The organism is Chryseobacterium sp. WG14 (assembly GCF_024586945.1).
Taxonomy (GTDB): domain Bacteria; phylum Bacteroidota; class Bacteroidia; order Flavobacteriales; family Weeksellaceae; genus Chryseobacterium.
Genome location: NZ_JALCZD010000008.1, coordinates 118,269 through 139,348 on the forward strand (window position 1 = coordinate 118,269; position 21,080 = coordinate 139,348).

Below are 21,080 nucleotides of genomic sequence, written 5' to 3' on the forward strand. Positions count from 1 at the left end.
AAGACGGCTTCAACAGAAGCCGTCTTTTATAGTAATCTAACAAGTAATCTTAATTTTCCTGTTGCTTAATCAGGTTCAGTGCAGAACCAGCCTTAAACCACTCGATTTGTTGGTCGTTATAAGTATGGTTGGCCATGATAATGTCCTTAGTTCCGTTAGCATGAACGAATTCTAATGTCAATTGTTTCCCTGGAGCAAACTGATCAAGATCTAAGAAATTAACCGTGTCATCTTCTAAGATTTTGTCATAATCAGCTTCATTAGCGAAAGTTAATCCAAGCATACCTTGTTTTTTAAGGTTGGTCTCGTGGATTCTCGCAAATGATTTTACCAGTACGGCTTTTACACCAAGATGTCTGGGCTCCATGGCAGCATGCTCTCTTGAAGAACCTTCACCATAGTTTTGATCCCCTACAACAATAGTTGGAATACCTGCCGCTTTATAAGCTCTTTGTACAGCCGGAACTTCACCATATTCACCGGTGATTTCGTTTTTCACGTGGTTCGTTTCCATGTTGTAAGCATTTACAGCTCCAATCAACATGTTATTTGAAATATTGTCAAGGTGACCTCTGTATTTCAACCATGGCCCAGCCATAGAAATATGGTCGGTAGTACATTTTCCGAAAGCTTTGATCAATACCTTGGCCCCTTCAATATTTTTACCGTCCCAGGCAGGGAATTCTTCCAATAGCTGAAGTCTGTCTGAAGTAGGACTTACATTTACCACAATACCAGATCCATCTGCTGATGGAGCCTGATAGCCATTGTCGTCTACTGCAAATCCTCTTGCAGGAAGCTCAGAACCTTTAGGCTCATCAAGTTTTACCTGCTCACCAGCTTCATTGGTTAATGTGTCAGAAATTGGGTTGAAGTCTAATCTACCGGATATTGCCACGGCAGCTACCATTTCTGGAGAAGCTACAAAAGCGTGAGTATTTGGGTTACCGTCAGCTCTCTTTGCAAAGTTTCTGTTGAAAGAATGGATGATAGAATTTTTCTCACCTTTATCAGCTCCTTCTCTGTCCCATTGTCCGATACATGGTCCACAAGCGTTCGTGAAAATTCTTGCATTTTCAAATTTTCTGAAAGAATCTAAGAAACCGTCTCTTTCAGCGGTAAATTTCACCTGCTCAGAACCTGGATTGATCCCTAAAATAGCTTTAGGTTTTACACCTTTTGCTACTGCATCTTCAACGATAGAAGCAGCTCTTGATAAATCTTCGTAAGAAGAGTTGGTACAAGAACCGATAAGAGCCCATTCCACTTCTATTGGCCATCCGTTTGCTTCAGCTTTAGCTCTGAATTCAGCAACCGGAGTTGCCAAATCCGGAGTAAAAGGTCCGTTTAAATGGGGTGTTAATTCAGAAAGGTTAATTTCGATTAATTGATCAAAATAGTGTTCCGGGTTTGCATATACTTCAGCATCACCTGTTAAATGTTCAGCAATTTTGTCAGCTGCATCTACAACATCCTGTCTTCCTGTTGCAGCTAAATATCTTCTCATGGAATCATCATACCCGAAAGTGGAAGTCGTAGCCCCGATTTCAGCACCCATGTTACAGATAGTACCTTTACCTGTTGCAGAAAGAGATTCTGCACCTTCACCGAAGTACTCTACAATACATCCTGTTCCTCCTTTTACAGTAAGGATTCCCGCTACTTTCAGGATTACATCTTTTGCAGAAGTCCAGCCGGACATTTTACCGGTCAGTTTTACACCGATAAGCTTGGGCATTTTAAGTTCCCATGCCATTCCCGCCATTACATCTACTGCATCAGCACCACCTACACCGATAGCAACCATTCCCAGACCTCCTGCATTTACTGTATGAGAGTCTGTACCGATCATCATCCCTCCAGGGAACGCATAGTTTTCTAATACTACCTGGTGAATAATACCTGCGCCGGGCTTCCAGAAACCTATTCCGTATTTATCACATACAGAACTTAGAAAGTTGAATACCTCGGAGTTTTTGTTGATACCTTCCTGCAAATCTTTATCAGCACCTACTTTCGCCTGGATCAGGTGATCTGCATGAGCAGTTGACGGGACAGCTACTTTCGCTTTTCCTGCCTGCATGAATTGCAAAAGTGCCATCTGTGCAGTTGCATCCTGCATGGCTACCCTATCTGGTGCAAAGTCTACATAAGAGTTTCCTCTTTCATGTGCCTGTGTAGCATTTCCTTCCCAAAGGTGGGTGTAAAGGATTTTTTCTGAAAGGGTAAGAGGTTTTCCCACGATCTGTCTTGCTGCTGCAATTCTTTCAGGGTAACGCTCGTACACTTTTTTGATCATATCAATATCAAAAGTCATATCTAAATTTAGTTTTTGTTCTTTTTCCGTTAATGCTTCTTCCTCTGATTTTGAGAGAAAACTGCTTGCAAATACATCAAAAAATGTTCCTATAATTTATAAATGAGGACATTTCTGATGCTAAATCAAGAGATTTTATAACTTTCAATTTAAGAAAAAATAGAATTTATTTTATCGGTTTTCTTGAAAAAAAATTGTATTACTCTTAAAATAGAAGTATTCTAAACAAAAAAATGAGAGATTTTAATCCTGGCAGGACTAAAATCTCTCAATTCTATACTTTTTAAAACTGTTGTCAAGCCTGTTAATGACCCACCTGAACCAATTCCTTAATAGGTGGAGCAAACTTAGTAAGGTCAATACCTTCAACTGCAGTTTTATATTCATCGATATTAGGAATACGTCCGAATATAGCTGAAAGAACAACTACCGGTGTAGAAGCTAATAAAGATTCTCCTTTTTTACGTTCAGAATCTTCAACCACTCTTCCCTGGAAAAGACGGGTTGACGTTGCCAACACGGTATCTCCTTTAGCCGCCTTTTCCTGGTTACCCATACAAAGGTTACATCCGGGACGCTCAAGGTACATTACATTTTTATATTCTGTACGGGCCTCGCCTTTAGGAGCCTTATCATCAAATTCAAAGGCTGAATATTTTTCTAACAGTTCCCAGTCTCCTTCTGCTTTTAATTCATCAATGATGTTATAGGTGGGTGCTGCCACTACAAGAGGAGCATTAAATTCTACTTTACCTTGTTGCTTTTCAATATTTCTAAGCATTTGAGAAACAATTTTCAAATCTCCCTTGTGAACCATACATGATCCTACGAAACCAAGATCTACTTTTTTCTCTCCTCCATAATAAGAAAGGTCCCTGATGGTATCGTGAGTATATCTTTTAGAAACATCATCATTGTTCACATCCGGGTCAGCAATCATTGGTTCAACGATGATATCAAGATCAACCACCACTTCAGCATAATATTTAGCATTAGCATCAGGGGTTAAAGCTGGTTTTTCACCAGATCTGATCTCTGCAATTCTTTTATCAGCTTTATTAATTAATCCCTGAAGAACCTGATTGTGATTATCCATACCTTTATCAATCATGATCTGGATTCTGCCTTTTGCAATTTCCAATGATTCAATTAAAGTATTGTCTTCAGAAATGTTGATCGAAGCTTTTGCCTTCATCTCTGCAGTCCAGTCTGTAAATGTAAATGCCTGGTCAGCAGGAAGTGTTCCGATATGAACCTCAATGATTCTACCCTGGAATACATTTTCACCTCCGAATTGTTTTAGCATTTGAGCCTGTGTTGCATGAACAACATCACGGAAATCCATGTGTTCTTTCATATTTCCTTTGAAAGTTACTTTCACAGACTCTGGAATTGGCATAGATGCTTCTCCGGTAGCCAGTGCAAGGGCTACTGTTCCTGAATCAGCTCCAAAAGCCACCCCTTTAGACATTCTTGTGTGGGAGTCTCCACCAATAATGATGGCCCATTCGTCTACGGTAATATCATTAAGAACTTTGTGAATTACGTCGGTCATAGCATGGTATTCCCCTTTAGGGTCACGAGCTGTGATCAAACCGAATTCGTTCATGAATTTCATTAATTTCGGAATATTTGCCTGCGCTTTTTTATCCCATACTGAAGCGGTATGACAGCCTGATTGGTAGGCACCGTCAACAATTGGAGAAATTACTGTGGCAGCCATAGATTCAAGCTCCTGAGAAGTCATAAGACCTGTTGTATCCTGAGACCCAACGATATTAACTTCTACACGAACGTCTGAACCTGCGTGTAACACTTTTCCAGGTGTTATTCCCACAGCATTTCTGTTAAAGATCTTTTCTACAGCTGTAAGACCTTGCCCTTCATGAGAAATTTCTTTTGATGGTGCAAAAACAGCCGGAGCTTCAACTCCCAGAAGCTGAGCTGCAAATGTCTGTAATTTTTTACCAAATACGATAGCGTAAGATCCACCAGCCTTAATGAATTCCATTTTCTGAGGGGTCAATGCCTTAGAAATGTCAATAAGCTCCTGATCTCCGTTATATAATTTTTTCTCTTTTATATTAATAGTAAGAACTGTACCTGTGGCAACAGAATAAGCCTGCTCCAGAATAGGTTCTCCATTTTCATTACGAACCGGATTTCCATCTGCATCCAGCTTTTTTACCCAGTTCTTAAGGTCGATACCGATACCACCTGTAACATCAACAGTGGTAAGGAAAATTGGAGAAATACCGTTTGTTCCCCCTACAATGGGAGCAATATTTACAAATGGCACATATGGACTTGCTTGTTTACCTGTCCAAAGAGCAACATTGTTTACTCCTGACATTCTTGATGAGCCTACACCCATTGTCCCTTTTTCAGCAATGAGCATAACGCTTGCGTCAGGATGTTTAGCCTGTAAAGCCTTGATCTCTTCCTGAGCCTGAGGCGTGATCATACACTTACCATGAAGTTCACGGTCTGATCTTGAGTGAGCCTGATTTCCCGGAGATAGTAAATCCGTTGAAATGTCTCCTTCACCAGCGATGAAGGTCACCACTTTAATTTCTTCAGCTATTTCCGGAAGTTTAGTAAAGAACTCAGCCTGTGCATAGCTTTCCAGGATTTCTTTTGCGATTTCGTTACCACTAGTAAATGCTTCCTTTAGACGGTTAGTATCTGCTTCATAAAGGTAGACTTGCGTCTTAAGAACTTTTGCTGCTTCTTTTGCAATAGCTGCATCATTACCTAAAGCGAGATCTAACAATACTTCAATAGAAGGACCTCCTTTCATGTGAGATAACAATTCAAAGGCATAAGCCGGTGATATTTCTTCTACTACGGATTCACCCAGAATGATCTCCTTTAAAAATTTAGCTTTAACACCCGCTGCGCTTGTTGTTCCCGGCAAAGTGTTGTAAATGAAAAATTTAAGAGAATCTGTTCGATCTGCATTACCTGAATCTTTAATTTGTGCAATGATTTCGCTTAGTAATTCAGCACCATCAATTGGCTTTGGATGAAGCCCCTGGTTTTTTCTTTCTTCAATCTCTTTGATGTAATCCTTATAAATATTCATAATAGAAGTCTTTCTCTTTTAAAGGTAGATATATGAAACAGCTGTTAATACTGTCACTCCTTTTTACCGGTCTGTATAATAACATTTTGAGTTTCCGCATTTTGGATATGCGATATAGTCCGGAGAAAAGCAAGTATAATCTACAATTTTTTTAAAGTTTTAAAATTATCAAACAATTCAAAATGTTCCCAAAATTACGAAATTTTACTATTTTATGGGAATGAATTTATTTAGATTCTTTATAAATATGAATTTGATAAATTCTATATTTGGCCGTAATTTTGCAGACAAATGACGAGTATGAAAAATATCCTGAATGTTTTGTGCATTTTTATTTCGATTTCCATTTTCTCACAGACCAAATCTGTGAAGAAATTGGCTGTTAAAAATGTTGCAAAAACCACGGTGAAGAAAGGAAGTACAGTGACAAAGCCTAATCCTGATCTGGTAGTTATTAATAAGGATCTTCCTCTTCTTATTCCTAAAAAGAAAGAAGATAAATTTGGATATGTGAACCAAAACGGGAAATTTATTATCCAGCCGGAATATCATATTGCTGTGTTTTTTTATGAAGATTGTAATCTTTTAAATTCTCCGAATGAAAAAATCAGAAAATTTGGGACGAAAAACTATGCAACAGTAGAGAAAGATATGATTTCTTACCGAATTGATGCCAAAGGAAAAAAAGTATATCAGTTCAAAGACTCAGATCTTGGAAAATGTAAGTTTGGAGACTACAAACAGCAGTTATTTCAGGCTTACGTTCTGAATGGATTTTACGGAATCATCGAAAAATCAAAATTCGTCAATGCCGCGGACTATAGAGATTATCAGATTTACCCTCAATATCAATACCTGTACATCATGGAAGGTGATGATGTGGCAGATCCCATGATCGTGGCTTCCCAGAATGATAAATTTGGGGTAATAGATGTGAATAATAAAGTGATTGTTCCTTTCGAATATTCCAATATAAAAAGAAATTTCAGCTGGAAACTGGGCAAAATGTTTGAAGTAACCAAGGACGGCAAAGAATATTATTATATTGACGCAAATAATAAAACCTACTAGTGATGAGCTATGAGTCGTAATCTGATAATCTACCATATTTTCTAAAACAAAAAACTTTCTATCTTAAGTCACCTACCCACATCCCGTACCTGATTCTCACATCTCGTATATTTTTTGTAATTTTGCAGCTGAAATAAAGGGGTGCTTTAACAGGCTGAGATTATACCCAATGAACCTGGAACAGGTAATGCTGTTTAGGGACACACCGACTGTTATAAGTCGAAATGTATAATATCTTATCGATCCCCTTTTATTCATTAAATGTTAAAGATTTATAGAATGAAAGGATTATTTTTTTTAGGGCTTACCGTAGGCTCAGCAGCCTTTATGCAGGCTCAACATAAGGACTCTCTGAAGATAAGAGAGATTGAAGGGGTAAATTTCACCAAGAGACTTCCGGTTGCGAAGGAGATTATTAATGTTCAGAAAGACTTAGACGGAAAAAACCTCGGTCAGGACCTTCCTATTCTTTTAAAAAATCAAACCTCGGTTATTGCTACTTCAGATGCTGGTAATGGCGTGGGGTATACCGGTTTTAGAATTCGTGGGGTATCAGGATCAGCAATTAATGTAATGATGAACGGGGTTCCTTACAATGATTCTGAAAGCCAGGGTACATTTTTCGTAAATGTTCCGGATCTTACAAGTTCTGCTTCACAGATTGTCATTCAAAGAGGTGTGGGAACTTCCAATAATGGAGTTTCTGCTTTTGGGGCAAGTATCAATGTGATCTCAAAGGAGCCGGAAGAAAAGTTTTATTTTAAAACAGATGATAGCTACGGTTCTTTTAATACCTATAAATATTCAGCTGAAATAGGTTCCGGAAAGTTCTGGAAAAATCGTCTTTCCGTGATGGGAAGATACACCCGTATTCATTCTGATGGATATATAGACCGGGCTTCATCAGACTTACATTCTTACAATTTTACGGCCTTATTTGAAGAAGGGAAAACAAAAATACGTTTAATGGCTTTTGGTGGAAAAGAAAAAACCTATCAGGCCTGGGGCGGGATTAGCCGGCAAATGTGGGAAACAAACCCTAAATTTAATGGTTCAGGGGCTATCTATGATGCCGGCTGGGAGAATGTTGTAGGATTCTATGATAATGAGACAGATAATTACAAACAGAATCATTATCAGTTGCTTTGGGAGCAAAAGCTAAATGATCGCTGGAATCTGGAAACAACTTTTCATTATACCAAAGGGAAAGGGTACTATGAAAATTATAAACAGGAAAATACTTTTTCAAGATATAATCTGCCTGATATTATTGAAAACGGACAAACCATTAAATATTCAGATTTTATCAGAAAAAAATGGCTGAATAATGACTTTTACGGAGTGGTTTCAACGCTTTACGGGAAGTTTGAAAATCTTGATTTAAATTTTGGAGCAGTGGCCAACCAGTATTACGGAAGACATTTTGGAAATGTTACCGGCGTATTTTATCCGCAGATTGATGAAAGTGAATATTACAGAAACCGTTCTGTAAAGAATGAAGTCTCAGGATTTGCAAAGGCTTTGTTTACAATGGATGATTTTGAATTTTTCGGTGATTTACAGCTAAGAAATATCAGTTACAATACCAAGATTTTAATGGCTGGAGACAAAGAAGGTGCTGATCTTGATAAAAACTGGCTGTTTTTTAACCCAAAAGCTGGGGTAAATTACAGGATCAGCGGAGGAAAAGTGTTTTTATCTTATGCCCATGCCCATCGTGAGCCAAACAGGGAAGATATAATGTCTAACCATGATATTAAACCTGAAAAGCTTCATGACTTTGAAGCCGGTCTGGAAAAGCAATTTGGATTTTTATCCTTTACAGCAAACATTTATTATATGTACTATGTCAATCAGTTAGTGTTGAATGGAGAGCTTAGTAATGTGGGGGCATTTATCAGAACCAACTCAGGAAAGAGCTACAGAAGAGGGATGGAAATCGGAGCATTGGCAAAATTATCAAAACAATGGGAAGTTTCAGGAAATGTAAGCTTAAGCCAGAACAGAAATCAGGATTTCAATGTCAAGAATGGAGAGGTGCCAGTAAACCTGGGAAATACTCAAATTTCATTCTCTCCGGATGTAGTTGCCAATCTAGGGTTAAAATTTAATCCAACTCAAAATTTCCAGTTTGCCCTGATGAATCAGTATGTTGGAAAACAGTATCTTGATAATACAGAAGATAAAAATTTCGAGCTTAAAGATTATTTCCTGACAGATTTTAATGCACAGTATCAATTTAAAATTGCTAACAATGATATTGCATTGAAGTTATTGGTCAATAATCTGTTCAATAAAAAATATGTTAACAATGGTTCCGTATATGAGGGAGCGCCTTATTATTTTTCGCAGGCAGGAACAAACTTTATGTTTGGAATCAGCTGGAAAATTCAATAATGTGTAATGAGTTGTGATAAAGAATTATAGAATTGTATAGTGAGTTATGTTTACAGCCTAATCTGATTTTGAATTTTATACAATAGCTTTTTGTAGTTAAAAGGTATTATAGGTAACGTTATCCCTATTTTAATAGATAATAGACAAAAGACTGTTCCGGCAGTCTTTTTTTATATAGGATTAAATGTCTTAAAAAGTCATGAAAAAGTTATAAATTTGCTGCCAAATGAATATTTCAGCATATATTTTAGAATACTTGAAACAATTTGGAACTGCTACAGTTCCAGGCTTTGGCGTGTTTTCCCTGAAAAATTCTAAGGCCATTATTAATTCTGAAAATGGGAGTATACTTCCGCCAGCCAGTCAGATTGATTTTACCATAGATTATGAAGTACAGTCTGAAGAGCTGATTGCTTTTATAGCCGGACAAAAACAAATGTCTTTGGAGGCTTCCAGAAGCGATCTTAAGATCCAGACTGATTTTTGGAAGAAAAAACTTCAGGCAGAACAGATTCTTGAAATTCAAAATCTTGGAAACATTTTCATTGAAGAAGGGCATACCCATTTCAAGGGAAAAAGAATAGAATCAGGACATCCTGATTTTTATGGATTAGAAGAAATCAGGTTTTCAGATATCAATAATGGAGAGAAAGTACAAGCTTCAGAAAACAGGGAAAAGGACTATAAATTCAAGAAAACAATCCTCTGGGTTTTTCTGCTGATTATTCCGGTGGCGGGAATTTTATACCTGGCCTATGCTAAACAGGAGTTTATTTTTGGAAAGAAATCCTTTAATAATGTTTCTGTACAGACTTCTACCCATAGAATTGTGAAAGATACAGTAAAAGTGGTAGCCCATACCCCGGAAATGGCTGTTTCAGATTCCCTGAAAAAAGATTCATTAGTAAAACCTGCCGTAAAAGGAACAAAACCTGCTCCGGCTGCCCGAAACAACACTAAGACTAGATGGCAAAAATAAAAAAAGCGTCAGAATCTCTGACCATTATGACTAACATTGTTCTTCCGAACGAAACAAATTCTTTAAGAAACCTTTTTGGTGGTGAGCTTTTAGCAAAAATGGACCGTTGCGCGTCTATTTCTGCAGCAAGACACTGTGAAAGAAGAGTGGTAACAGCTTCTGTAAATCACGTTTCCTTTAATCATCCCATTCCGGAAGGTGGAGTGGTAGTCCTGGAATCTAAAGTTTCCAGAGCATTTTCCACTTCTATGGAAGTTTATGTGGATGTATGGCTGGATGATCCGATCAATCAGAAGAAAATTCACACCAATGCGGGTATTTATACTTTCGTTGCAGTAGATGAATTTAACCGTCCTATTCCTATCCCGGAAATGGTTCCGGAAACAGAAGAGGAAAAAGAAAGATTTGCTGCGGCATTCCGTAGAAAAGAACTTTCTTTAATTCTTTCCGGAAGAATGAAACCGCTGGAGTCTGTAGAGCTTAAAAAATTATTTCAGGAGCCACAAGAGCCAAAGAAGGATAAAAAATAAAAATAAATATTTTATAGGAATAGATGCTTTTAAACTTTGCTGAGTGCTAACGCCTTTGCGAGCTTAAGAGCATTTGTTTTTTCTAAATCTTAGCGGAATTTGCGTTAAAATAAAATAGCTAATCATTCAGAAATAAGGATTGTTATTTTCTGAATTCCTAAATTTTATATTAAAATGAGAATACTTCTTTTAGATAAAAATCACCCTCTTATTACAGAACAGCTTCTGGCCAGGAGCTTTATTTTGGAAGAAGATTTTACTTCTTCTTATGATGAGGTTTGCCATAAAATCGAACATTATGATGGTATTATCATCAGAAGCAGAATTCCACTGGATAAAAATTTCCTTGAAAAAGGCAGGAACCTGAAGTTTATAGCAAGAGTAGGAGCGGGAATGGAGAATATCGATATTCCTGTTGCTGAAGAATTGGGAATTCAGCTGATCAACTCTCCTGAAGGCAACAGAGATTCTGTTGCAGAACATGTAGTAGGAATGCTGCTGGTGATAATGAACAGGTTGTTTATTGCTTCTCAGGAAGTAAAAAACGGTATCTGGAAACGCGAAGAAAACAGAGGTGATGAACTGTTGGGAAAAACAGTAGGCCTTATAGGATACGGAAATATGGGAAAAGCTACCGCCAAAAGATTCTCAGGCTTTGGATGTAAAGTGATTTTTCATGATATCCTTCCGGGACTTTCCGATGAATTTGCCACACAGGTTAGTATAGAAGAACTGAAGCAGTCTGCAGATATTGTAAGCCTTCATATTCCTCTTACTTCAGAAACTCATTACCTGATTGATGAAAGCTTTATTGCTGAGATGGAGAATGACTTTTATTTTGTGAATACAGCAAGAGGAAAGAATGTAAAGACTAAAAGTTTAGTAGAGGCTTTAAAATCAGGAAAAGTAAAAGGAACCTGCCTGGATGTTCTGGAATATGAAAAATCTTCTTTTGAAAATATAGAAACGGAAAATGAAGATTTAAAATTTCTTCTAGAATCAGAAAAGGCTATTGTAACACCTCATATTGCCGGCTGGACTCATCAGAGTAAAGAAAAACTGGCACAATTCATTGTAGATAAAATAATAGCCTCTTTTGGCTAACACAATAAAGAATCAGTAAATTTTCCTATTGCTGATTCTTTCGTTTATGTTAAATAATTCATAATATCACTCTATATTTATTATTTATTTTTGAGTTTTATTAAATTGCCGCTCATTTTTGAATCTCATGAAGACGCGTAATTTTGTATTTATTTTAACTGTTCTTTTATCCCTATTTTCCTGTAAAAAAAAGTCTGAGGCCAAAGAAGTTTCAGCGGAAAATGATACCAATCTCCCTAACTACGGAAATGTAGATCTTGGAAAGGTTTTTACCCAATCAGATAGCCAGGTTTTAGACAAACCAACAATGGTAAATTATATAGATCAGTATTACAAAAAGATCTGGGATGGAGGAGATCTTAGTGGCGGAATACTTGTTGCGAAAGGGGACGAGATTTTGTACGAAAATTACAGAGGTTTCGGAAGAGAAGGAAACCAGATGCCTATAGATAAAAATATACCTTTGCATGTTGCATCGGTATCAAAAACATTAACGGCGATGGCGATGATGAAGCTGGTGGAAGCAGGGAAAATAAAGCTTTCAGACCATCTTAGCCAATATTTTCCAGGGTTTCCATACCCGAATGTTACTATTCAGACCTTATTGGATCAAAGAAGCGGACTTCCGAAGTACGAATATTTTATCACCAAAATACAGCCTGCGCCAGCAGAACTTTCCAAACCTTTTATTACCAACCAGGATGTCCTGAATATGATTATCAAATACAAGCCGGATCTGGCTAGAGATACAGATACAGGATTCATGTACTGTAATACCAACTTTGCTTTATTGGCTTTATTGATTGAAAAAGTGACCAAAACTCCGTTTCCTCAGGCCATGAAAGAAATGGTTTTTACACCACTAAAAATGACTAATTCTTACATTTTTCAGGAAAAAGATATTCCTACAGCGGCACAGTCTTTCTACTATGGAGGAAGTAAATTATATCCTTTAGACAGATTGGATCTTATTTATGGGGACAAAAACGTATACACTACACCAAGAGATTTATACAACTTCTCAAAAGCAATGTTCTCAAAAGATTTCCTGAAGCCTGAGCTGATGCAGATGGTATTTACACCTTACAGCAATGAAAAGTCCGGAATGAATAACTATGGATTAGGGTTTAGGATGAAAATTTTTGACAATGGGGAAAAACTCACTTACCATAATGGATGGTGGCACGGTAGTAATTCTGTATTTGCCCATCTTCTGAAGTCCAAGGTTACTATTGTCGCAATTGGCAATAAATATTCAAGCAAAGTATATACGGCGCTTGCATTGTCCGGATTATTTGAAGATTTCCCTTTACAGAAAGATAAGCTTCATTCGGTAATGAACGACAATAAGGATACTTTGAATTCAGGACATGAAGTTTTTGGAGAATAATGTTTACTTTTGCCTAAACATTTTCATGAAAAGGTTTCTTTTATTATTCGTTATCAGTTTTCTTGTTCATTCATGTGCAAGAGTAGGTTCTCCTGTAGGGGGACCGAAAGATACTTTGGCTCCAAGATTTTTAAGTTCAAATATTGATACCACAAGAATCAATGTAAAAAGAGATATTCACGAACTCCGCCTGGATTTTGATGAGTACGTAACATTGAAAGATATCAATAAGAATCTGATCATTTCGCCGCCAATTAAGAATATAAAGCGAATTCTTCCTTCCAATATTGCCAATAAATATGTTCTGATCCAATGGACGGATACTTTACAGGCCAATACCACTTATAATTTCAATTTTGGAAATTCAATTGTGGATAATAATGAATCCAACCCACTGCGGTATTTTAATTTTGCTTTTTCTACAGGCGACAAATTGGATGACTTGTATGTAAGTGGTGAAATAAAAGACGCTTTAGACATCAAAAAGAAAACAGGAAGTACTGAAAATAAATTGGTGGTAGGGCTTTATCAGGTTAAAGATACCATGAATTATAAGCAGAAGCCTTATTATATTACGAAGGTAGACGATGATGGATATTATGAGATGAATTACCTTTCTCCGGGAAAATATAAAATTATAGCATTTGCTGATGAGAATGGAAATTCCGTTTACGATCCCGGAAAAGAGAAAATAGGTTTTCAAAAAGAAGCGGTAGAGGTGGAGAAGTCTGTTTCAGGATTAAACTTAAAGGTATATCCTTCTAAAAAGCCTTTGAAATATTCTGAAATGAAAGAGGCTCCGGGAGGAATTCTTATGACATTTGAAGGCCATCCGGATGATGTAAAAGTAGAATCACTGAATGACAAACTTAAAGATATAAAGGTAACACACAACCCAAAATCAGATTCTGTGAAAATCTGGTTTGATGCCGTGAAAAATAATGTAGGGCAAGAGACCACAGAAAAACTGGTGTTCACGCATGATAAGGGTCCGAAAAAAGACAGCGCCTATACTGTTTCCTTATTTTACAAATACAATAAGAAAAATGTGATGGATCTTAACAGTGACAACGGAGGAGGTTCACTAGCTCCGAAAACTGATTTTAAGATCTCTTCCAATTATTTTATTGATAAGATCGACCCTGCAAAATGGGTATTGAAAAGTGACAGTTTAACCACGCAGGAATTTACAGCCAAAATCTCTGAAACCAACCCGTATCAAATATTGATTCAGTCAGACTTTGTCAGCGGGAAGAAATATCAGCTTACCGTTCCAAAAGAAACAGTGTCATCTTTCTATGCTAAAAATACACAATCAAAACGTTTTGATTTTGACGTCGCTAAAGTAGACCAGTTTGGTAGCCTTGAATTTACCCTTCTGAATGCACCGTCTTCCAGCTATTGGATCCAGCTTCTTGACTCTTCTGAAAAAGCAATTTACCAGAGATATACAAAAGGGGATAAAGTGAAATTTGATATACTGAAACCTGAAGAGTATATTGTCAGAATATTGGTAGACAACAATGAAAATAAATATTGGGATGAGGCTGATTTTGCTACTGAAACTTTTGCCGAAGATGCCTATATTTTCTATAAAAAAGTTGTTATAAGAGGATTGTGGGAAACAAGAGAAGAATGGGACCTGAAAGATACCAGAACGCTTGATAATCCTAAAGCAGCGGTAGCTCCTGCTGAGCCTGTGGTTCCTGCTCCTGCTGATGACAAGAAGGAAGCCGTAGATCAGAACGTAAAAAAGGAGATTAAATCTGATAATGCCGTTCTAACTCCGGTAAAGTAAACGTATGAAAATCGCAAAAAAAATAGTGTTTTGGAGTTTGGTAGCTTTTGCTCTCATTCAGTTTATTCCTATTGACAGAGTAAACAAACCGGTAAATTCAAAAGTAAACTTTGTAGATTCCAGGAAAGCTCCGGAAAAGATTAAAACATTACTTAAAGGAGCATGCTATGATTGTCATTCCAATGAAACGGTTTATCCCAAATATGCTTTTATTGCTCCTGTTTCATGGTCTGTGAAAAGCCATGTAAATGAAGGTCGTCAGCATCTTAATTTTTCTGTTTGGGGTACCTATAATAAGGAATTAAAAGAGAATATGCTTGACAGGTCTATTGAGGCTCTTAAACATAAAACAATGCCGATGCCTGGTTATATTGTTTACCATAAAGAAGCAAATCTTTCGGAAGCAGAAAGATCACTGCTGATCCAGTACTTGGAAGAAATGCTGAAGGCCAAAACGTATTGATTTTAATAGGAGAGAGCGGATCAGTCTCAAAAGTCATGACTAAGCAAACTGAATTAAACTAAAACTTCTTGTTTGGATGACATTAAAATATGTGATTTTTATATTTTGACTTGAAAACAGGATGGAAATAACCTTTTATTCACGCAAAGGAAAAATAATTCGGATACTCTATTGTAAGAAAGCAAAAAAAAGCGACTTATCGCTGAATAAGTGATATAAAAAGTTAGCTTCATTAAAATAGATTTCTAATCGATTTATTCTTGGCTCACTTAAAATCAAGCGTAATAAAAATAGAACTTTGCGTCAAAGAGAAGGTTATTGATGTTAGTTTATATTACCCCCAACTTTTGCACCTGATCCGAGAGCGCACAGCGACTATCTGTTTTTTTCTGTTAAAATAAATTAGAATGCCTTCACAGCTGAAGCAGACTTCAAAAAGTAATTATCTGCCTGATCCTTAAAATTAGCAGGGAAAAAAAACTCCCACAGATTTTAAATCTGCAGGAGAATATATTACAAAAATTATTTCCTTACATAATTCTCAAAAAACCTCTTCTGAGAATCAAAAGCTATATCATCAAGGTTAAGTTCCCTTAAAGGAATCCATACCGCTTCTGATATTTCTGAAAGCTCAAGGTTTACCTCAAATTTTTCCGAAACAGTATACTCATAAAAAAGATCAATCGTATTATAATCAATTTCTTTATATTGATAGATGTTAGGAAGACTGGTAAGGTATTTTAAGTTTGAAATATTGATACTAAGCTGAAGCTCTTCAAAAAGCTCTCTTTTGCAGGTTTCTTCTGCGCTCTCTTTAGGATCGACAAATCCTCCCGCAAGATCGAGTTTTCCCTTTTTAGGATCTCTGTTTCTCCTGGTAAGATAAATTTCGTCACCACATCTGATCACCACAGCTACAGCGCCTGCTACATTATTATACAACCTGAAGTCACATTCAGGACAGTTCCATTTCTTTTCACCATCCCAGTGTAAAGATTCTTTGCCACAGCTTGGGCAATATTTCAATAATTTCATCTGTTTATAATTACTTTTTTAAAGTTCAGATGGAACTTTATTTCATTGAGTAATATTAATATTTCTCGGGTGATAACTCAAAATAACATCCCGCAATTCTTCAGTTTTTAAATGAGTGTAGATTTCCGTTGTTGTAATACTGGAATGTCCCAGCATTTCCTGAATATAACGCAAATCTGCTCCATTCTGAAGCAAATGTGTTGCAAAAGAATGCCTGAAGGTGTGTGGAGATATCTTTTTGTTAACCCCTGCTTTATCCGTAAGTTCTTTGATGATAAGAAATACAATAACCCTTGACATCGAGGTGCCACGGCTGTTCAGGAACAGTGTATCTTCATATTTCTTATTGATTTTACCTTTAGAACGTACTTCCTTGATATAATTTTCCAGTAATTCAGCTGTATAGTCAGCCAACGGAACGAAACGCGTTTTGTTTCCTTTTCCATTGACTTTAATATACTGCTCTTTGAAATTGATATTGGATATTTTCAAATCAATAAGTTCAGAAACACGGAGTCCGCAACCATACAGTACCTCAATGATACAGTTGTTCCTTTTCCCCAGATCTGTATTGATTTCAATAGCAGCAATAATTTTGTTGATATCAAGCAGGCTTAAAGTGTCTGGTAGATAGAGTCCTAATTTAGGACCTTCGAGTAACGCTGCAGGGTTGTCTTCCCGGAATTCATCCTCAAGCAGAAATTTAAAGAAAGCTTTAATGGAAGAGATCCATCTCGCTTGAGATCTCTCACTGAATTTCTGTTTAGAAAGATTGAAAATGTATTCCTGCAGGTTTTCGTAACCGATAGAATCTGGACCGACGTTTGCCAGATCTTCTTCTGCGTAATCTTTTAATTTTTTAATGTCCCGAACATAGGCGTCGAGTGTGTTGTCTGAAAAATTTCTTTCGAAGCGAAGAAATATTTCAAAATCTTTGATCTTTTCATCCCAAGTCATTTGTGCTTATTTTTTTAGTTCACAGTCCGATATTTGTTCTATTTCAATACCATGGTTTTTCAGGAACGAAATGCCGTCTTCATCCGAGTATTCATTAATATACACCAGTCTTGTAATTCCTGCCTGCAGGATTAGTTTACTGCATTCTTTACAAGGCGACAGCGTTAGATATAGCGTTGCCCCTTTTGCAGACTGAGTAGAAGCTGCCAGCTTTAATATAGCATTAGCCTCCGCATGCAGTACATACCAGTGCGTTTTTCCCTCTTCATTTTCACAGCAGTTCTCAAACCCCGAAGGAGTTCCGTTATAACCGTCTGAAATAATCATCCTATCTTTTACGATAAGAGCTCCCACCTGTTTTCTCTTACAGTAGGAGAGTTTTGCCCATTCCTGAGCCATTTTTAGATAAGCCTTGTCAAACTTATTCATACCGCAGCATTAGTTTTTTCGAAATAATTGGATTAAAAGCTTGAAAGTTTAGAAGTTCGGCTTTCTTTTCTCTAGGAAAGCAGTCACTCCTTCTTTCTTATCGTCCATTTCAAAAAGTTCCCCGAAATACTTGATTTCAGTTTCAAAACCTTTCTCCGTGTCAGATAAATTCACGGCGTGGATAGCCTTAGATATTGCCATTGGTGAATTGTGGGCAATAGTGTTCGCTAATTCTTTCGTTTTGGTTAATAATTCTTCAATAGGGTATACTTCATTTACCAATCCGATTTCTTTTGCTTTTTGAGCAGGAATCATTTTGGCTGAGAAGATCATTTCGTTGGCAATACCTTTTCCCACAAGCTTAGGAAGCCTTTGAGTCCCTCCGTATCCCGGGATTAATCCCAGCGTTACTTCAGGAAGACCCAATCTGGCGTTTTCCGATGCATATCTGATATGGCATGCCATAGCAAGCTCTAAACCTCCTCCCAATGCAAAACCGTTTACGGCTGCAATGACAGGTTTAGACATATTTTCAATTTTATTAAACAGTGAATTTTGTCCGTTTCGGGCAAGCTCTTCAGCTTTTTCTTGCCCAAACTCGCTGAATTCTTTGATGTCAGCACCAGCTACAAAAGACTTTTCACCACTTCCCGTAAGGATAATAACCCTGCAGGAATGGTCGGAATTAAGCTCGTCCATTGCTGTACTGATCTCTTGAATAGTTTTTGCATTTAACGCATTTAAACTCTCAGGTCTGTTTATGATAATGATAGATACTTTATCTTCTTTTTTTAATAATATATTTTCGTAACTCATTTTTCCACTTTGAAATATCATCCTCTGCAAATTATGAATTTTTTGCAAAAAAAAGGAAAAAATATTATTTTTTTTTCCTTTTTTTTAATTTATTGTTCAATATGATTATTTGGAATGATTCATCATATTTGCATCGATATTGACATTTAATTGGGAAGCCACTCTCATGCCAAGTTCGATATTAGCCCTAAAAAAGTGACATAATTGCCTGTTGATGATCTCTTCTCTCTTGGGCCCGGAGATCCCTTTCATGCTTCCTACGATGTTGTTAATCAGGTGTTCCCTGTCTTCAGTATTCATTGCTTTTGAGTAAAGAAGGCCCGGTTGAGTATAATGATCACTGTCGTTTTCATTTCTGTTATAGTTGGCGACATGAGCGCTGTCCAGTTCATACTCATAGTTTTTATAAGACGGATCAGGCGTGATATCATCAAAGCTGTTGGGGTGATAATTGGGTTTATCCTGATATTGGCTTGAATCTGCCATATAGCCGTCTCTCTGATAATTATTAACAGCAAAAGGACATCTGTTCACCTCCAGCTGATGGGCATTTACTCCAACCCTGTATCGGTGAGCATCAGGATAAGAAAACAGTCTTCCCTGAAGCATTTTGTCCGGTGAAAAGCTGATCCCGTTAATCAGGCTGCTGGGAGAAAACGTAGACTGCTCAACATGGGCAAAATAATTGACAGGAACTTCATTGAGCTCCATTTCACCTACCTCAATAAGAGGGAAGTCATCATGGAACCAAACTTTGGTAACATCAAAAGGATTCCATCTGAAATCTTTTGCCTGGTCTTCTGTCATCACCTGGATATACATAGTCCATTTTGGGAAATCTCCATTTTCAATAGAATTGCAGAGATCTTCCTGGGCAAAGTCAGGATTTTCTCCTGCCATTTTTACGGCTTCTTCATCCGTAAAGTTTTTTACCCCCTGTTTTGTTTTGAAGTGAAACTTTACCCATACTCTTTCGTTCTGCTCATTGATCATGGAAAAAGTGTGAGATCCAAAACCATGCATATGTCTGAAACCATAAGGTGTTCCTCTGTCTGACATTAAAATAAGAACCTGGTGAAGAGACTCCGGATTGAAACTCCAGAAATCCCACATCATAGTGGCACTCTTTAGATTGGTTTTAGGAAGTCTTTTTTGAGTATGTATAAAATCCGGAAATTTTTTAGCATCCTTAATAAAGAAAACAGGAGTGTTATTCCCTACAAGATCCCAGTTTCCATCTTCTGTATAAAATTTTAAAGCAAATCCCCTTGGATCTCTTGCCGTATCTGCACTTCCTTTTTCTCCTCCTACGGTAGAAAATCTTGCAAACATTCTGCATGAATTACCTACTTTTGAAAATAGCTTTGCTTTTGTATATTTACTGATATCATGGGTTACGGTAAAGGTTCCGTACGCTCCACTTCCCTTAGCATGTACAATTCTTTCAGGAATCCTCTCCCTAACGAAATGGGCAAGGTTCTCCTGAAGAACAAAGTCTTGCAGCAATACCGGGCCTCTTGGTCCTACCGTCTGGGAATCCTGATGCTCAAAATAAGGCGTGCCGTTACTTAACGTTAATTTTTTAGAATCCATATATCGATGATTTGAATAATTGTTTTCTTTATTTCTAAATACCTCTGTAAAGGTAGTGAATATCAAATTTACTTGAATTTTTAATTGCTAATAGCAAAAACATTATATCTTTGTAATAGATAATATTAATCAAATGAACATTCAGCAACTGGAGTATCTTATCGCTGTTGATAAGTATAAACATTTTGGAAAAGCAGCCCAGGCATGCTTCATTACCCAACCTACCTTAAGTGCAATGATACAGAAGTTTGAGGACGAACTGGATGTGAAGGTTTTTGACAGAACTACACACCCGATCCGTACCACGGATGTAGGTCTTCAGATCATTGATCAGGCTAAGGTTATTATAGAATCTGTCAATGAACTGAAAAATAAGGCCAATCTTTTGAATAATATTTTAGGAGGAACTATTAATCTGGGTATTATTCCAACTGTTTCTTCTTTTATTCTGCCTACAGAAATTTTTAAATTCCTGGAAGATAATCCTAAGATTCAGATGAATGTAAAGGAAATGACAACCGATAATATTATCAAAGCGTTAAAAGCAGGAGAACTGGATGCGGGCATTATTTCCACTCCTTATGATACGGCTGATGAGTTTTATCAGGATTTCCTATTCAATGAAGAGCTGATGATCTACAGTTCCAATACTGAAGCTAACAAAAAGAACTCTTATATTATTCCTGAAGACCTGAATGTAGAAAAGGTATGGTTGCTTGAAGAAGGAAACTGTCTTAGAAACCAGTTCGAAAATATCTGTCATCTGAAAGAAAATACATTAAAGCCTAAAAACTTAGATTTCTTGGCTTCCAATATTCAGACGTTGGTACATATGGTAGATAAAGTAGGAGGAATCAGTATTTTACCGGAACTTGCCTTAAGCCAGCTTTCAGAAGAGCAGAAAAAAAATGTCTTCAGATTTAAGAAGCCATTCCCATACAGAGAAATCAGTATTATATATTATAAGCCAACCTTTAAGCAGAAAATTATTGACGAATTATCACATTCTATCAAAACTTCTTTAGAGCTTAAATTGAACTATCATGAAAGTCCTAAAGAATTTGTAAGCATAAAGCCACAATAGTCAGGATGCTCTAAAATGATATAAGTCATTAA

The 21,080-nt window shown here is 37.0% G+C and carries 16 protein-coding genes; 9 read left to right on the top strand and 7 right to left on the bottom strand.

Going from position 1 to position 21,080, the window contains the following annotated elements:
* Nucleotides 1-49: 49 nt before the first annotated feature.
* Both MP478_RS14580 and MP478_RS14585 read right to left on the bottom strand, forming a co-directional pair.
* On the bottom strand, nt 50-2,317 hold the full coding sequence (locus tag MP478_RS14580) for an aconitate hydratase (protein WP_230032560.1): 2,268 nt from the start codon (nt 2,315-2,317) through the stop codon (nt 50-52).
* A gap of 304 nt (nt 2,318-2,621) precedes the next feature.
* Complete coding sequence (locus MP478_RS14585) at nt 2,622-5,402, bottom strand: bifunctional aconitate hydratase 2/2-methylisocitrate dehydratase (protein WP_257200845.1); 2,781 nt, start codon at nt 5,400-5,402, stop codon at nt 2,622-2,624.
* Between the two features lie 300 nt (nt 5,403-5,702).
* Here MP478_RS14585 and MP478_RS14590 point away from each other — a divergent pair, with 300 nt between their 5' ends.
* The 8 genes from MP478_RS14590 to MP478_RS14625 all read left to right on the top strand — a co-directional run bounded on the left by MP478_RS14590 (nt 5,703) and on the right by MP478_RS14625 (nt 15,134).
* Nucleotides 5,703-6,473, top strand: a complete 771-nt coding sequence (locus MP478_RS14590) for a WG repeat-containing protein (protein WP_230032555.1) — start codon at nt 5,703-5,705, stop codon at nt 6,471-6,473.
* Nucleotides 6,474-6,752: 279 nt separating this feature from the next.
* Complete coding sequence (locus MP478_RS14595) at nt 6,753-8,870, top strand: TonB-dependent receptor (RefSeq protein ID WP_257200846.1); 2,118 nt, start codon at nt 6,753-6,755, stop codon at nt 8,868-8,870.
* Between the two features lie 226 nt (nt 8,871-9,096).
* A complete protein-coding gene (locus MP478_RS14600) occupies nt 9,097-9,849 on the top strand; it encodes a hypothetical protein (protein ID WP_257200847.1) in 753 nt (250 codons plus the stop codon).
* Nucleotides 9,837-10,379: an acyl-CoA thioesterase gene (locus tag MP478_RS14605; protein WP_047492349.1), complete on the top strand. Its 543-nt coding sequence runs from the start codon at nt 9,837-9,839 to the stop codon at nt 10,377-10,379. The genes MP478_RS14600 and MP478_RS14605 overlap by 13 nt, the downstream gene beginning before the upstream one ends.
* 174 nt (nt 10,380-10,553) lie before the next feature.
* On the top strand, nt 10,554-11,483 hold the full coding sequence (locus MP478_RS14610; protein ID WP_257189698.1) for a 2-hydroxyacid dehydrogenase: 930 nt from the start codon (nt 10,554-10,556) through the stop codon (nt 11,481-11,483).
* Between the two features lie 127 nt (nt 11,484-11,610).
* The gene (locus tag MP478_RS14615) at nt 11,611-12,873 is read left to right on the top strand and encodes a serine hydrolase (protein ID WP_257200848.1); all 1,263 of its coding nucleotides are present in this window, start codon (nt 11,611-11,613) and stop codon (nt 12,871-12,873) included.
* Between the two features lie 25 nt (nt 12,874-12,898).
* Nucleotides 12,899-14,671: an Ig-like domain-containing protein gene (locus tag MP478_RS14620; RefSeq protein WP_257200849.1), complete on the top strand. Its 1,773-nt coding sequence runs from the start codon at nt 12,899-12,901 to the stop codon at nt 14,669-14,671.
* A gap of 4 nt (nt 14,672-14,675) precedes the next feature.
* The gene (locus MP478_RS14625) at nt 14,676-15,134 is read left to right on the top strand and encodes a heme-binding domain-containing protein (RefSeq protein ID WP_257200850.1); all 459 of its coding nucleotides are present in this window, start codon (nt 14,676-14,678) and stop codon (nt 15,132-15,134) included.
* A 522-nt stretch (nt 15,135-15,656) separates the two neighbouring features.
* Here MP478_RS14625 and MP478_RS14630 read toward each other — a convergent pair.
* From MP478_RS14630 to MP478_RS14650, 5 genes are all read right to left on the bottom strand, one after another.
* Nucleotides 15,657-16,169: an NUDIX domain-containing protein gene (locus MP478_RS14630; RefSeq protein WP_257189702.1), complete on the bottom strand. Its 513-nt coding sequence runs from the start codon at nt 16,167-16,169 to the stop codon at nt 15,657-15,659.
* 42 nt (nt 16,170-16,211) lie between these two features.
* Nucleotides 16,212-17,126 (bottom strand): site-specific tyrosine recombinase XerD, encoded by a 915-nt coding sequence (gene xerD / locus MP478_RS14635; protein ID WP_230032533.1) that lies wholly within the window; start codon nt 17,124-17,126, stop codon nt 16,212-16,214.
* A gap of 6 nt (nt 17,127-17,132) precedes the next feature.
* Complete coding sequence (locus MP478_RS14640) at nt 17,133-17,555, bottom strand: dCMP deaminase family protein (protein ID WP_047492363.1); 423 nt, start codon at nt 17,553-17,555, stop codon at nt 17,133-17,135.
* Between the two features lie 48 nt (nt 17,556-17,603).
* On the bottom strand, nt 17,604-18,371 hold the full coding sequence (locus tag MP478_RS14645) for an enoyl-CoA hydratase/isomerase family protein (RefSeq protein ID WP_230032530.1): 768 nt from the start codon (nt 18,369-18,371) through the stop codon (nt 17,604-17,606).
* 105 nt (nt 18,372-18,476) lie between these two features.
* Nucleotides 18,477-19,964, bottom strand: a complete 1,488-nt coding sequence (locus MP478_RS14650) for a catalase (protein ID WP_257189703.1) — start codon at nt 19,962-19,964, stop codon at nt 18,477-18,479.
* Nucleotides 19,965-20,097: 133 nt separating this feature from the next.
* On the opposite strand from MP478_RS14650, the gene MP478_RS14655 reads away from it, so the two are divergent.
* Nucleotides 20,098-21,048, top strand: coding sequence for a LysR substrate-binding domain-containing protein (locus MP478_RS14655; RefSeq protein ID WP_047428937.1), 951 nt, complete (start codon nt 20,098-20,100; stop codon nt 21,046-21,048).
* Nucleotides 21,049-21,080 lie beyond the last annotated feature (32 nt).